Annotated in this window: 1 protein-coding gene; it reads left to right on the plus strand. The window is 37.8% G+C overall.

All coding sequences use genetic code 11. The features are described from left to right. The first annotated feature begins 538 nt into the window (after window positions 1–538). On the plus strand, window positions 539–940 hold the full coding sequence (locus EOL86_15660; protein NCD27007.1) for a hypothetical protein: 402 nt from the start codon (window positions 539–541) through the stop codon (window positions 938–940). Window positions 941–1,021: the final 81 nt, after the last annotated feature.

Below are 1,021 nucleotides of genomic sequence, written 5' to 3' on the forward strand. Positions count from 1 at the left end.
GAAATGTCCAAGGATGAAAAATCCTGGAACTATTTCCCGGTTATTCAGCTTTACTCCAACACACAAGTGGAGTCCATCGAAGCTGAAAAACCTACACAGGATCCGGAACCGAAAAAGGCTCCGACAAAGAAGAAATCTTCTAAGAAGTAAACATTTGGGTCGGCACTGCCGACCCTTTTTTTGTTCGCATCTTCGGTATAAATTGGAAGCCAGGCTGTCTTGCCTGTCTTCTCTCTGTGGACCGTTTACGCTTTTCTTTTCATATACCTACAAAAGAAAAGCTTAGCAAAAGAAAACCACCCCACTCTATAGTCACTCAAAATACTTGGCAAAGTTACCTGCGAACCGGGATATCCAAGTAAAGGGAAAGATCTTCTATTGAATCTTTCACTCTGTGTTAGTTCACTTTCTCATACCTCCAAAGTGACATGCACCCTTGACATGGAATCCGGCGTCTCGGTTATTATTCGCCATAATTTTTATTAACTAACTGGCGAGCCAGAAGCCAATAAAAGACCGTAGGGCAGCGGCAAACACAATGATTAATTCAGATACTTACATCATCAAATCAGTTAAATGTGCTGTTGAATGCTTCAACGATTATTTCGATGCTGTTGAATTCATCAATGAACCCATCTTCGCATTACTCCTTAATGCAAAAATGGAAGTTATTGGAATCAAAGAAATTCCAATTAATTCTACTGAAGCAACTTTTGTTGCTCCGAGTAAATTGAACAAAGTCACAGAAGCTAACCCCGAGTATGTCATTTTAATCCATACACGCTGGTACACAGTAGAGCCTGATGTCTATGAAAAAGTATTAGCTTATGAATTCCTTGATACTATAAATCGTATCAATAAATTCAAAATGCTTGACTACATTATGGTGAAACCAAATAAAGGTCATTATTCATTAAGAAATAACATTGTTGTCCGGTAAACCGGAATATTTATAATTTTCTGTTTCTAACTCTCAGTTAATCAGTATTTGTATTTTTCATTTTCAAAAGTAAGCCCCCTC

The organism is Deltaproteobacteria bacterium (genome assembly GCA_009930495.1).
Taxonomy (GTDB): Bacteria; Desulfobacterota; Desulfovibrionia; order Desulfovibrionales; family Desulfomicrobiaceae; genus Desulfomicrobium.